The sequence below is a fragment of the Qipengyuania algicola genome, from assembly GCF_042492175.1.
In the GTDB taxonomy this organism is placed as follows: domain Bacteria; phylum Pseudomonadota; class Alphaproteobacteria; order Sphingomonadales; family Sphingomonadaceae; genus CAJXSN01.
In genome coordinates this window covers 2237597-2249187 of sequence record NZ_CP170453.1, presented here as the reverse complement: position 1 = coordinate 2249187, position 11591 = coordinate 2237597, and the positions used below count along the sequence as shown (strand labels likewise).

Annotated in this window: 10 protein-coding genes and 1 riboswitch; of the genes, 5 read left to right on the top strand and 5 right to left on the bottom strand. The window is 63.8% G+C overall.

All coding sequences use genetic code 11. The features are described from left to right. Window positions 1-8: 8 nt before the first annotated feature. From ACFCW2_RS10700 to ACFCW2_RS10680, 5 genes are all read right to left on the bottom strand, one after another. Window positions 9-299 carry a GCN5-related N-acetyltransferase gene (locus ACFCW2_RS10700; protein ID WP_379546281.1) on the bottom strand — a complete coding sequence of 97 codons (291 nt, stop codon included), beginning with the start codon at window positions 297-299 and terminating at the stop codon, window positions 9-11. A gap of 5 nt (window positions 300-304) precedes the next feature. Beyond that, window positions 305-1048 carry an ABC transporter ATP-binding protein gene (locus ACFCW2_RS10695; protein ID WP_379546279.1) on the bottom strand — a complete coding sequence of 248 codons (744 nt, stop codon included), beginning with the start codon at window positions 1046-1048 and terminating at the stop codon, window positions 305-307. Next, window positions 1045-2004, bottom strand: a complete 960-nt coding sequence (locus ACFCW2_RS10690) for a FecCD family ABC transporter permease (protein ID WP_379546278.1) — start codon at window positions 2002-2004, stop codon at window positions 1045-1047. Before ACFCW2_RS10690 ends, ACFCW2_RS10695 begins: the two co-directional genes overlap by 4 nt. Continuing rightward, a complete protein-coding gene (locus ACFCW2_RS10685) occupies window positions 2001-2771 on the bottom strand; it encodes an ABC transporter substrate-binding protein (protein WP_379546276.1) in 771 nt (256 codons plus the stop codon). The genes ACFCW2_RS10690 and ACFCW2_RS10685 overlap by 4 nt, the downstream gene beginning before the upstream one ends. A 125-nt stretch (window positions 2772-2896) precedes the next feature. Then, entirely contained in the window at window positions 2897-4891 is a 1995-nt protein-coding gene (locus tag ACFCW2_RS10680; RefSeq protein WP_379546275.1) for a TonB-dependent receptor plug domain-containing protein, read from the bottom strand. 94 nt (window positions 4892-4985) lie between these two features. Next, window positions 4986-5174: riboswitch (cobalamin riboswitch) on the bottom strand. Between the two features lie 292 nt (window positions 5175-5466). Here ACFCW2_RS10680 and ACFCW2_RS10675 point away from each other — a divergent pair. The 5 genes from ACFCW2_RS10675 (at window position 5467) to sucD (ending at window position 11578) form a co-directional block, all read left to right on the top strand. Beyond that, the gene (locus ACFCW2_RS10675) at window positions 5467-6588 is read left to right on the top strand and encodes a cell wall hydrolase (protein WP_379546274.1); all 1122 of its coding nucleotides are present in this window, start codon (window positions 5467-5469) and stop codon (window positions 6586-6588) included. Between the two features lie 164 nt (window positions 6589-6752). Beyond that, window positions 6753-7076, top strand: coding sequence for a hypothetical protein (locus ACFCW2_RS10670; protein ID WP_379546272.1), 324 nt, complete (start codon window positions 6753-6755; stop codon window positions 7074-7076). Between the two features lie 91 nt (window positions 7077-7167). Beyond that, complete coding sequence (locus ACFCW2_RS10665) at window positions 7168-9141, top strand: putative bifunctional diguanylate cyclase/phosphodiesterase (RefSeq protein WP_379546270.1); 1974 nt, start codon at window positions 7168-7170, stop codon at window positions 9139-9141. A 254-nt stretch (window positions 9142-9395) separates the two neighbouring features. Further along, window positions 9396-10370, top strand: coding sequence for a malate dehydrogenase (mdh, locus tag ACFCW2_RS10660; RefSeq protein ID WP_379546269.1), 975 nt, complete (start codon window positions 9396-9398; stop codon window positions 10368-10370). A gap of 317 nt (window positions 10371-10687) precedes the next feature. Beyond that, window positions 10688-11578 carry a succinate--CoA ligase subunit alpha gene (sucD, locus tag ACFCW2_RS10655; RefSeq protein ID WP_379546267.1) on the top strand — a complete coding sequence of 297 codons (891 nt, stop codon included), beginning with the start codon at window positions 10688-10690 and terminating at the stop codon, window positions 11576-11578. Window positions 11579-11591: the final 13 nt, after the last annotated feature.

The window sequence follows — 11591 nt, the reverse complement described above, 5'->3', positions numbered from 1 at the left end:
GGCGGGCGTTACAGCTTGCCGCGCCATTCCAGTGACTGCCGGTTGAGCGCGGCCAGGTCCACATCCCCGCCGATGGCCCCCTCACCCAGCGCGATTGCTGCCAAAAGCTGCGCGTCGCTTGCGTTGCGATAAGCAGGTGGCTTGATATGGTCGCGCCACATTCCGCCCACGGCATGATCCAGTAATATGCGCTGAAAGCAATGGTCGAAGCGGACCGGCCAGCTGCGCGCCTGCGCCACCGAGGGCATCTCTTCGCGGGTGAGTTCAAACCACCGGCGTTCCAAATTCTGTCGATCCATAGCGCCTAAACGACCGGGTCGACCACCAGTGCCCGTGCGCCTTCTTCACCGATCCAGCGGCCCTGCACACCCCAGACATCATTCAGAATGCGGGCAGAAAGCGCCTCTTCCGGCGCTCCATCAGCGGCCACCCTGCCCCGATCCAGCACAACCACGCGGTCGGCGTGGTTCATCGCCAGCGCCAGATCGTGCAGCACGATCACCACGCCCGCGCCCCCTGCAGCGCGCGCTTTCAGGCTGGCGATAAGCGCCAATTGATGCGCCAGATCGAGTGCGGCCAAAGGCTCGTCCGCGAGAATCCATTCCGGCTCTCCGGCAAACACGCGGGCCAGCAATGCGCGCGCCTTCTCGCCGCCTGAAAGGGTCGAGATCGGGCGGTCGGCCAGCGTCTCCAGCGACAATTCGCCCAACGCCGCGTCCACCGTATCATCGCCCAATCCGCCATGCGGCAGACGGCCCAAAGCAACGACGCTGCGCACCGCGATGTCCCATGCGGTTTCGCCCGATTGAGGCAGGTAGCCGAGCCGCTGCGCGCGCTCTTTAGGTGGCAATTCAGCGAGAAGCCGACCATCCAGAAGCACCTGCCCGCTATCGAGAGCCTCAAGGCCTGCGAGCGCGGAGAGCAGCGTCGATTTTCCCGCACCGTTGGGGCCGCAAATGGCGGTAAGCTGGCCTGATTCCAGCGTGGCGGAGACATCCTGCAAACGCTGGCCCAGAACCGCATTCCCGGCTGACAGTTGCCGCTTCATCCGATCAGCTCCCCGCGCCGCATTCGCAGCAGCAGCCAGAGGAAAAACGGCGCGCCGATCAGGCTGAGCGCAATGCCCAACCGCAGTTCTGTTACCAGAGGCAGAACGCGCACCACGCTGTCCGCCACCAGCACCAGCAGTGCCCCGGCCAATGCGCTGGGCAGCAGGAGTGAGGACGGCCGCCGGTCGGTGAGCGGGCGCACCAGATGCGGCACGATCAGGCCGACAAAGCCGATAATCCCCGCCACCGCCACGCCGCTGCCAACCGTCAGCCCGATCCCTGCGATCAGCCACCACAGCAGCCGCTGCGTATCGACGCCCAGCGAACGGGCCGCTGCATCGCCCAGCGTCAGCGCATCGAGATCGCGGCCCGCCAGTGCAAGAATGACAATTCCGGCAAGCGTCAAAGGCGCGGCGAGGTAAACATCGCTCCAGCTGCGATCGGTCAGCGCGCCCATCAGCCAGGTGACGATCTCACTCATGGCGAAGGCATTTGGGGCAAGGCTGATGGCAAGCGAGGTCAGCGCACCGGCAAGGCTGGCGATCATCAGGCCGGCGAGCGTGAACAGCGCGATCCCGCCCGTGCGCCCCGCAATCAGCGCCAGCAGCGCCATCGCGCTCCCCGCCCCGGCCAGCGCCATGGAGGGCAGCGCCCACCAGCTGGCCTGATAGCCCAGCCAGAAACTCGCGACCGCGCCGAGCGCCGCGCCCGGGGCAATGCCGAACAGGCCGGGATCGGCCAGCGGATTGCGCAAATATCCCTGCATCGCCGCCCCCGCCGCACCCAACCCAGCGCCGATGGTCATCGCCAGCAGGCCGCGCGGTAGGCGCAGTTCGGCAAGGATGATCGCTGCATTGGGCGTGGTGGCGGGATCAATCCAAACGCGCCCCGCCAGCATGGAGAGCGGGAACGCGATTGCCAGCAGGGCGGCGAGGATGAGCGAGGCGCGGGTCATTGGGCTCCCCTACCGCTTGCAGGAGGGGTTGCGATCTCTGCCCGCACTTCGCCCAATCGCTCCATCGCGCGAATGATCGTGGGACCGCCGCAATAAAGCAGCGACGCATCGAAGGCTTCGGTGCGCATATCGTTTATGGCTGCAATCGCCGGATGCTGCTGCGAACGCTCCCGCCCGGCGACCAGCAATAGTTCCGGCGGATCGGCCAGCATCGCCTCCAGCGGCAGGTAATCGGCCTGCTGAAGACCCCGCGCCGCCGAGTGGCTGGCGAGGCCCGCCTGCTCCATCATCCGGCTCACCAGCGCCCCATCGCCCGGCACGATACCGCCCGGTTGCCACAGCACGGTCTGGACCGGTTCGCCAGCGCCGGCAGCATCAGACCACGCTCTCTGCATCCGCTGGACCAGCGCCTCGCCTTGCGCCCGTGCTTCGGTGATGTCGGCCAGTTGGCGAACCTGCGCAACCGAGTCCTCAAGGCTGGCTGCGATGCCGACGGGCTCAACGCGAATATCCAGATCATCGAACGCCGCTCTGGTGGCAGGTGCCATGAAGGTGGACCCAACCACCACATCGGGGTTGAGCGCCAGCACTTCCTCCACCGTACCGCCGGTTGCGGGAAAGCGGCGGGCGGTCTGCAAATCCATCGAGCTGGAGCGCGGGTCGTGGCTATAATGCGAGATAGCGAGCAGATTGGCAGGCGCGATCTCGGCCAGAATGGCGTCGGTGCACGGGTTGAGGCTGACGACGGTGGGAGCGTCCGATGCCATCGGACCATCGTCCCCCGAACTACACCCCACCGTCATCCCCGCGAAAGCGGGGACCCAGAGACACATGACACAGCGTGCCACCCTAGGGTCCCGCGTCCGCAGGAATGACAGAAGAGTGATCTCGCTCAGAACCCGAACCTCACTCCGCCAAACACGCCGGTTCCCGGCTGGGCATATCCGGCAGCGGTCTGGTAATCTTGGCCGGTCACATTCTCGATCCGCCCGAAGAGCACGAGCGGCTTCTCCCCGCCCAGATCGTTCAGCGCCAGCTCGGCCCGCAGATCGAGCAGCAGGTAATCGTCGAGTGGCACGGTGTTGAAGGCATCGTCGAAACTGTCCGACACATAGCGGACATCGAAGCCCAGCGTCGGCGTAAGGCGCCCGGTTTCGGCCAGCGGCCAGTCCCCGCTCAGCGTTGCAGCATGCCTCGGACGGCGTGCCAGCGCATTGCCCTGTGTCGCGCTGCCTGCCGTGCGGTCTTCGCTGTCGACGTAGGCATAGGCGAGCCGGACACGCGCCGGTCCGAGCGCTGCGCCCGCCTCCACCTCGACCCCTTGCGAGCGGGCGCGCTCGACATTGTCATAGGTACCAAAGGGTCGACCGACGCAAATGCCGCCCGTCACGCCGAAGCAGGAGACGAAATCGATCAGGTCCTCGCTATCGCGGCGGAAGGCGGTGATCCCGGCATGGAAGGGCTGGCTGCGGTCTTTCCAGGCAAGGCCAAGATCGAAACCAGTACTCTTTTCTGGTCGCAGGGTCTCATTGCCAAAATCGGAGAACAGCTGGAACAGGGTCGGAGCCTTGAAACCCTCGCCCACGCTGGCGCGCAGACGCAGATCATCGGCCAGCTCATAGCTGATATCCGCACCAAAGCTGGTCGCTCCGCCAAAGCGCGCATGATCGTCATGACGGACGCCGAGATGGCCTGAAACAGCGCCGAATTCGATGCCCGCCTGCGCATAGGCACCGGCGATCCGGGTGGTCTGGCGGGCGGTGAAATTGGTTTCCAGCGACGTCCATTCCGCTTCCCCGCCAAAGGCCAGCAGAACCGGCCCGATAGGCCGCCACTCCCCGCGCAGATCGACGCGGTCGGAATGGCCATCGCTGGTGAAACCGGGCGCTGTGCCGAAGGCCGGGTTGAAATTGCTCCGCTCCGTATCGGCGAAGGAATAGCGCGCCTGCACGTAAAGCGGCCCGGTGTCGCGGGAAAGGCCGAGCGAAGCGCTGTATTGCCGCGTCTCCTGAAACTCATCCGTATCGTTCAGAGTGAAGGCGGGTGCAGGGAAGCCGTCAATATCGAGATCGCCCTCGGCGTAGCGCGCGCTGGCGAAGGCTTCAATGCTATTGGAGAGGAAAGCTGTACCGCGCGCGGACAGCGCGAACTGTTCGAACCCGTCGGCCTCGGTGCCGGCTTCGGCAGCGGAGAAACCGTCAGTGGTGAAGTAGCCGCCGGCCAGCCCGATAAAGCCCGCGTCGCCCTCCACACCGCCGGCCAGCGTACCGGTAAAGCTGTCGCGGCTGCCATATTCGGCGCTGCCGGTGAGCCCGGTCTCGGCGCGGGTCCGGATCGCCATTACCCCGCCAATCGCCTCGCTGCCCCAGATGGTGGAGTTGGAGCCGCGCAGCAGATCAATCTCGGCAATGGTGCCCGGCAGCAGCGTGCCGAAATCGAACCCGCCCGAGGGCGCCGCCGGATCGCCGACCCGCACGCCATCGACCAGAACCAGCGTCTGCTCCGCCTGCGCGCCGCGGATGCGCGCACCGGTAAAGCTGCCCGGCCCGCCATTGCGGCTGAGCGTAACGCCCGGAGCGCGGCGTAGAATGCGGGCAATGTCCGCGCCCTGCACCGCCTCGATCTCGGCGCGAGCGATGATGGTCACGGCCTGGCCGGTATCCTCGACCTCGATCGGAGTCCCGGTGGCGGTGACAGTGATGAGCCTTCGTGGAAGATCCACCACCCTCACCGGCTCGATGCCTGCCAACTCTCTTCGCGGCTCGGCATTGCAGTCGTAGAGCTGACACTCCTGCTCGTAGCGTTCTTCCTCGGTCAGCGGCGCATCTTGCGCCGCAACAGGCGCAGCTATCGCCACGCTAGTCAACAAAAACAGATATTTACGCATAGTTCTTAGTCACCAGCTTGCGCCGCTCGTGACGGAAGGCACGCCATTGGCGGCGCGCCCTTCCTCCGTTGCCATCGGTGCACCCCGCCCGCGGCTCAAGCAGCTGTCGCAGGCAGGTCTCCTGGCTCCCGGATCAGTGCTTTCCCGCCGCCTTCCCGGATGGTAACATCCAGTGGCGCATGGCGGGATTGCTCCCCGGTCACAGTTGCGGGGGCAGCCGGGACTTTGCATCCCGTTCCCTCTTAGGCCTGCGCTAACAGGCACCCGTGACAGACCTGCGCCCTTACCCGCGCCCATGGCGCTGCGCAACCGTATAACCCGCACAAATGCGCCGTTTTAGCGTAAGTCGCAGAACACGGTTAACCCGCTGGTTACCCCAAATGTTAAGCGCGTGGTTCAGCCTGTGCCGCCATAGGACGCCCCATCACACCGCGCTCGCCCGCGAGGGCTGCACCGGCTAGGTCCGGCAAATTCCAACACGAAGGCCGGACCCCGAATTCTTGACCCTTTCCCGCCCCACCCTCGATGCGCCCCGCCCTTCCCGGCGTGGACCCGCGCGCCGTATCGGGCCACGGATGAAGGCGACACTGATCCTTGCTGCGGCCATCGGCGTGCCCGCCTTTGCCGCGCCGACCGAATGGCGCAGCTTCCAGTCGGTGGAGCAGGAGACACAGCCTGAAGCGGTGACGCCGATGCCATTCGAGCAGGCGGGCGGCAGCTTCCCCGGCTCGGCTTTCTACTATCTCGACGATACGCCGAACATGGCCGCGCCGGTCAATGCCGCGCTGGACACCAGCGCTGGGGCCGGTTTCGCGTCCGCAACAATCGCCGGCGGCACGCTGGAAGACGGCACGCAGGTGTTCAATCCGCTGGAAGTCATCAGTGGCGATCCGTCCCAGGCGGTGGAAATCCAAGCTGCGGGGCCATCCGCCCGTGCGTTTCGCAACAGCGGCACCGGCATGGACCGCGCCCGCGCGTTGCAATGCCTGACGCAGGCGATCTATTACGAAGCCGCCAGCGAAAGCGTTGGCGGGCAGAAAGCCGTCGCGCAGGTGGTGCTTAACCGCGTTATGCACCCGACCTATCCGCGCAATGTCTGCGGCGTGGTCTATCAGGGCAGCGAGCGTCGCACCGGCTGCCAGTTCAGCTTTACCTGCGATGGCAGCATGCGGCGCAAGCCCTCGGCCGGTGGCTGGGCCAGAGCGCGCAGTGTCGCCGCCGCCGCCCTGTCGGGCGAAGTTTACGCACCGGTCGGCTACGCCACGCATTATCACACGATCTGGATCAATCCCTATTGGGCCAGCAGCCTCGACCATATCGGCACCATCGGCGCGCACCGGTTCTATCGCTGGAAAGGCAGCGCGGGTAAGCCAGGCGCCTTCCGTGCGGCGTATATTGGCGGCGAACGCATCCCCTCACCCACGCGGCGCAGCCTGACACCGATTCCGGCCAATGGCATTGCAGCGGATAAGGACAGCGCAGACGGCGCCGATCCGGTTGCTCTGGCCCGCGCATATGAAGAAGCCCGCGCCAAGGCCGCAGCCGAAGCCGGTCGGAGTGCACCCGCTCCGGTCTACACCGCAGAGGTCGAAGCCTCAGGCGGCGACGCGCAGTTTACTGGCGAAAAGCTGCCCGTTGCAGGCAGTGTCCGGCCCGAATATGCCAATGCCGGGCAATGGAAAGACACCGCTCAGTAGGTCAAAGCCGATAAGCCACGGGCAGACGACGCAAAAAAGCAAAACCTTAACAGCCGCGAAACCGTAAGCAGAAGCAATGGCTTAGGCCCCGCGCCCTATCAAGGCTGCAACCCCAGTCAACGCACCGGACTTGCTCCGTGCGTGCAATATCCGAAGGAAACCCCATGTCGATCCACTTCGCAGCCGCCCGCCGTACGACATGGTCTCCGGTGGCTCGCGCTCTGGCCCGTCGTGCCCGTGGGCGGGCAGCCAACGACAACAGCGATCTGCCGAGCATCGACAGCGATGTGCTGCTGCGCCGCACGCTGGAGCATCTGGGCGCGCACGGTCTGGGAGCGGGGCGCCACGCCTACAGCAAGGCCGAACTGGCGCTGATCAATCGCGACCGCGAAGAATTCGCCAAGTGGCACGCCATCTGCCGCGCGCTCGATCGCACGCTTGCGGAGCAGCTCGAGGCACGCCAGCGCCGTCTGGATCACTGCGCCTGACGCGCATCGACAGCGCTTTTCGGCAGCCCCGAAGCGCAACCATTATAGGCGCGTTAACCAAAAAATGACGCATTCCCCGTAAGCGGGCTGAATGTGGATCGCACGTCAATTTAAGCAGATGCGCAAAGCGGTGGGACGCAGCCTTGGCGGCGACGCTGTCAGCGAGCGCGTCAAACGCACACTGGTGCGGTCGCTCTATACGCAGCCGACCAGCCTTGCAGTGGGCGCATTCAACGGCATCGTGGTCAGCATGGTCGCTGCCTATGTCGTGCAGGATTTTGCCTTTACCGTCGTCGCCGTCCTGCTTTCCTTGATAGCTTTGGTGCGAACCGGGCTGGCATTCTCGCTATCACCTGATGACGAGCAACGCTCCACATCGGCTCTGGAACTGATCTACGAATTGGGGGCCTTCGCCTATGCCGCCGTGTTCGGATTCTTCGCGGCCATGTCGATCGTCATTCACGCAGGCGCACCGGTAGAGGTTCTGCTGTGCACCCACGCGCTGTGTTACGGCGTCGGGATTTGCGCACGCAATGCAGGCCGACCGTTTATCGCGATGGGCCAGATGGCACTGGTTTTCTTACCCGTCGCCATCGGATCGCTGATCGAAGGCTCGCTCCCGTTTCTGGTACTGGCGGGCAGCATCCCGCTGGTCATGCTGGCGATGGCGTCCATCACCAGCAACGTATTCAAGACATTGCACCAATCGATTTCCAGCGCGGATACCAGCGCTCGGCTGGCGGCGAAGATGGAGCATCTCGCGCGGACAGACGTAGTGACGGGTCTGGCCAATCGGGCCGGTCTCAATCACGAGCTGGTGCAAGCCATGATGCGCGTATCGGACGAGCAGCAAGTGGCGCTGTTCTGGCTCGATCTCGACCGGTTCAAGGAAGTGAACGACCTGCTGGGCCACCAGACCGGTGACCGGGTGCTGGCCGAAACCGCCAATCGTTTGCGCAAGATCATTCCCGAAAATGGCATTGTCGCGCGTTTTGGCGGCGACGAATTTGTCGTCTTCTGCGAGGTAGATAGCCGCGCCGAGTCCGAAGCGCTCGCCGGCCGTATCATCGAAGAATTGCACCGCCCGATGAAGATCGACGGCGAACGACTGGAGGTTGGCACATCCATCGGGATTGCGCTGATGCCGGACGACGGAAGAGACGCGGACTCGCTTCTGCAGGCCGCCGATCTCGCGCTGTATCATGCCAAGATGGAGGGGCGCGGTTGCAGCCGTTTCTTCGATGGCGTGATGACCCGCGATCTGGCCCATCGCCGCGAGATCGAGGCCGAACTGCGCCTCGCGATCCAGCGCGACGAGCTCTCCATATTCTTCCAGCCGATCGTCGATTTGCAGACCGGCAGGATCCGCACATTCGAGGCACTGGTTCGCTGGTTCCACCCGGTAAAGGGCGAGCTTCGCCCCGACCAGTTCATTCCGGTCGCCGAAGAAACCGGCGTTATCGTCACGCTGGGCAACTGGATCACCGCACAGGCGGCCAAGGCCTGCGCTGCGTGGCCTGACGAGGTATCGGTTGCCGTCAATCTTTCGCCCCTCCAGATCAAGGCGCCCGGTGCAGCACTGGGGATCGAGGCAGCGCTGCGGGATGCTGGTCTGGCACCTCACCGGCTGGAGCTGGAAGTCACCGAAAGTCTGTTTGTCGAGGACAGCGAAGGCACCGACCGGTTCATCACCGATCTTGCCGCGAAAGGCGTCCGCTTCGCTATGGACGATTTCGGCACCGGCTATTCCTCGCTCGCTTATATCAACAAATATCCGTTCTCGAAGATCAAGGTGGACCGCAGCTTCGTCTCCGGCCCCGATGTCGGCAAGAAGACCGAAGCAATCATCCGCGCCGTGGCCGAGCTTGGCTCGCAGCTGGACATGGATATTGTTGCCGAGGGACTGGAAGAGGTCGAGCAGGTGAACGCCGTGCGCGATGCGGGCTGTACGCTGGGCCAGGGCTATTATTTCAGCCGCGCCGTGCCAGATTATCTGGCGGCAATGTTACTCGCCCAGGAACGCGACGAAAACTCCGGCACTACGGGCCTGCGCGAGGCGGGTTGACCGCGGCGCGGATAGCGGCGGCGACTGACTGCCGACTCCTCTTATTGCAATTGCGAACTACTTGCAAAGATAGTGCCCGCCCCTAACGGTTTGGCGGTTGCAATCAGTGTTTTGCAGGCCTAGTCCGGAGCCCGAGTTTGCCGGGCGCGCTCCCTCGCGGGACGAATAGGCGCGCCTCTGGCTGTTTGGGCGGCACCCATCGTGCACCGCGCCCGTATGGTCGTCCCGCGCTGTTGGAAGGACGAATTCCCCTTATGGCTCACCACGCAGGACGCAAGAAGATCGCGCTCATCGGCTCCGGTATGATTGGCGGCACGCTCGCCCATCTCGCCGCGAAGAAGGAAATGGGCGACATCGTCCTGTTCGACATCGCCGAGGGTATGCCGCAGGGCAAGGCGCTGGACCTGTCGCAGTGCGGCCCGATCGAAGGCTTCGATGCCAAGATCACCGGATCGAACGATTATGCAGATATCGCTGGTGCCGATGTCATCATCGTGACCGCCGGTGTGCCGCGCAAGCCGGGTATGAGCCGCGACGATCTGCTGGGCATCAACCTGAAAGTGATGAAGGCCGTCGGCGAAGGCATCAAGAACAACGCGCCCGACGCATTCGTGATCTGCATCACCAACCCGCTTGACGCGATGGTCTGGGCACTGCGTGAATTCTCCGGCTTGCCGCACAACAAGGTGGTCGGCATGGCAGGCGTGCTGGACAGCGCGCGCTTTGCAACCTTCCTCGCGTGGGAGTTCGATTGCAGCGTGAAGGACGTAAACGCATTCGTTCTGGGCGGCCACGGCGACACGATGGTCCCCGTCCTCAGCTACTCCACGATCAATGGCATTCCGGTGAAGGACATGGCCAAGATCAAGGGCGTATCGGAAGACCGCCTCGACGAAATCGTCGCGCGCACCCGCGCAGGCGGCGGCGAGATTGTGAAACTGCTCGGCAACGGTTCAGCCTATTACGCCCCCGCCACCAGCGCGATCAGCATGGCCGAGGCCTATCTGGGCGACCAGAAGCGCATCCTGCCTTCCGCCTCCTATGTCGAAGGCAAGTACGGCGTTGACGGCATGTATGTCGGCGTTCCGACTGTGATCGGCGCTGGCGGCACCGAAGACGTGGTCGAGATCGAACTGACCGACGAAGAGAAAGCCAACCTCAAGGTCAGCACCGACGCGGTCGAGGAATTGCTCGAGGCGTGCAAGGGGCTGGATAGCTCGCTGGCTTAACCTTGGTTTACCTCCCACTCCTTGCCGAAGTCTGGCCTTTAGTTGTGCTCATCATTGGCGCGTGGCTGTTGATGCCCGCATTTCTGTTTTGGAAAGGGAGAACCCTCAGTGCTGCATATTCGGGAGCATTCGCATCGATTTGCTGGCTGATTCTGACCGTCTATCTGTTTGCCCTATCGGCTCGACCTCACTTTGCAGTAAGAGACGGCGCTGCTTTCGTTTCTTTGCTCGCGATCGGATCATTGCTTGCACTCCTGCCCACAATCGCATTCTCAATCACGATGTGGCGCGTCCACACCAGATCGAAAGGCATTTGAATGTCCATCCTCGTAAACAAAGACACCAAGGTCATCACCCAAGGGATGACCGGCAACACCGGCACATTCCACACCGAGCAGGCGATTGCCTATGGCTCGCAAATGGTGGCTGGTGTTACGCCCGGTAAAGGCGGCACCGAGCATGTTGGTGTACCGCAGTTCAACACTGTGTCCGAAGCGAAGGCCGCAACCGGCGCGACAGCCTCGTGCATCTACGTGCCGCCGCCGTTTGCCGCTGATGCGATCTGCGAGGCTATCGATGCCGAGATCGAATTGATCATTGCCATCACCGAGGGCATTCCCGTGCTCGATATGGTCCGCGCCAAGGCTGCCCTCACCGGCTCCAAATCGCGCTTGATCGGCCCCAACTGCCCCGGCGTTCTGACTCCGGAAGAATGCAAAATCGGCATTATGCCCGGCTCCATCTTCAAGAAGGGCAGCGTCGGCGTCGTCTCGCGTTCGGGCACGCTCACTTACGAGGCCGTGCACCAGACCACCATGGTTGGCCTTGGCCAGACCACCGCTGTCGGCATCGGCGGCGATCCGGTGAACGGCACGAACTTCATCGACGTGCTCGACCTGTTCCTCGACGACGAAGAAACCAAGTCGATCATCATGATCGGCGAAATCGGTGGCTCGGCTGAGGAAGAGGCCGCCGAATTCCTGAAGCAGGAAGCCGCCAAGGGCCGCAGCAAGCCGACCGTCGGCTTCATCGCAGGCCGCACGGCGCCTCCGGGCCGCCGCATGGGCCATGCGGGCGCCATCGTTTCGGGCGGCAAAGGCGGCGCGGACGACAAGATCGCGGCGATGGAAGATGCGGGCATCCGTGTTTCGCCCTCGCCTTCGGAACTTGGCACCACTTTGGACGCTATGCTGAAAGAGCTTGCGTAACTTCCCCTCCACC

Bases quoted from the DNA above. Each gene is read 5' to 3' on its own strand.
- ACFCW2_RS10700 (WP_379546281.1), bottom strand. From the start codon at position 299: ATGGATCGACAGAATTTGGAACGCCGGTGGTTTGAACTCACCCGCGAA.
- ACFCW2_RS10680 (WP_379546275.1), bottom strand. From the start codon at position 4,891: ATGCGTAAATATCTGTTTTTGTTGACTAGCGTGGCGATAGCTGCGCCT.
- ACFCW2_RS10665 (WP_379546270.1), top strand. From the start codon at position 7,168: ATGTGGATCGCACGTCAATTTAAGCAGATGCGCAAAGCGGTGGGACGC.
- ACFCW2_RS10685 (WP_379546276.1), bottom strand. From the start codon at position 2,771: ATGGCATCGGACGCTCCCACCGTCGTCAGCCTCAACCCGTGCACCGAC.
- ACFCW2_RS10675 (WP_379546274.1), top strand. From the start codon at position 5,467: ATGAAGGCGACACTGATCCTTGCTGCGGCCATCGGCGTGCCCGCCTTT.
- sucD (WP_379546267.1), top strand. From the start codon at position 10,688: ATGTCCATCCTCGTAAACAAAGACACCAAGGTCATCACCCAAGGGATG.
- mdh (WP_379546269.1), top strand. From the start codon at position 9,396: ATGGCTCACCACGCAGGACGCAAGAAGATCGCGCTCATCGGCTCCGGT.
- ACFCW2_RS10670 (WP_379546272.1), top strand. From the start codon at position 6,753: ATGTCGATCCACTTCGCAGCCGCCCGCCGTACGACATGGTCTCCGGTG.
- ACFCW2_RS10695 (WP_379546279.1), bottom strand. From the start codon at position 1,048: ATGAAGCGGCAACTGTCAGCCGGGAATGCGGTTCTGGGCCAGCGTTTG.
- ACFCW2_RS10690 (WP_379546278.1), bottom strand. From the start codon at position 2,004: ATGACCCGCGCCTCGCTCATCCTCGCCGCCCTGCTGGCAATCGCGTTC.